This window comes from Formosimonas limnophila (assembly GCF_014652675.1).
GTDB lineage: Bacteria > Pseudomonadota > Gammaproteobacteria > Burkholderiales > Burkholderiaceae > Hydromonas > Hydromonas limnophila.
Genome location: NZ_BMZG01000048.1, coordinates 1 through 723 on the forward strand (window position 1 = coordinate 1; position 723 = coordinate 723).

At 40.1% G+C, this 723-nt stretch carries 1 tRNA gene and 1 rRNA gene; both read left to right on the forward strand.

From position 1 onward, the window contains the following. Positions 1-39 precede the first annotated feature (39 nt). Positions 40-116: transfer RNA gene (locus tag IE082_RS11115), tRNA-Ile, on the forward strand. A 382-nt stretch (positions 117-498) separates the two neighbouring features. Next, positions 499-723: ribosomal RNA gene (locus IE082_RS11120) — 23S ribosomal RNA — on the forward strand; the annotation flags it as partial.

Genomic DNA, 723 nt, shown 5'->3' on the forward strand with positions numbered 1-723 from the left:
CGTCATCCTCCACCATAAAGTTTTAGGGGTTATGAAGACGGGTCTTTAGCTCAGTTGGTTAGAGCACTGTGTTGATAACGCAGGGGTCGATGGTTCGAGTCCATCAAGACCCACCATATATTGCTAACGATAGTGAGACATTAAGACTAAGCATTTTGTGCTTAATCTTAATCTTTTACGGAAGATGAATTGAACTTCGGTTCAAACGGCTGTTTCCTTAACAATTAGAAACCTGAGATTATTGTTAATTTCTGAACTCAATTAAATGAGCAGATGAGGTTAATGATATGAAGCAAATTTAACAAGTAAACCGAACACGCAAGTGTTTGTGAATATGGGTTAGATTGCATCAAAATAGTAGTTCTCAAGAAACAAGTAGTATGAAGAATACGACTAAAACTTGAAATTACGGCAAACAAACCGAGTGTTGTACTCATGTAAAAACAACACTCACATTTAGTTGAATTATAGCGGTATTGCCAGTCAATACAGTTATAAGGTCAAGTGAATAAGTGCATGTGGTGGATGCCTTGGCGATTACAGGCGACGAAAGACGTGATAGCCTGCGAAAAGCTCTGGGGAGGTGGCAAATGACCTTTGATCCAGAGATGTCTGAATGGGGAAACCCGGCCTTCGGGTCATCGTTTAGTGAATACATAGCTAAACGAAGCGAACGCGGTGAACTGAAACATCTAAGTAACCGTAGGAAAAGAAATCAACCGA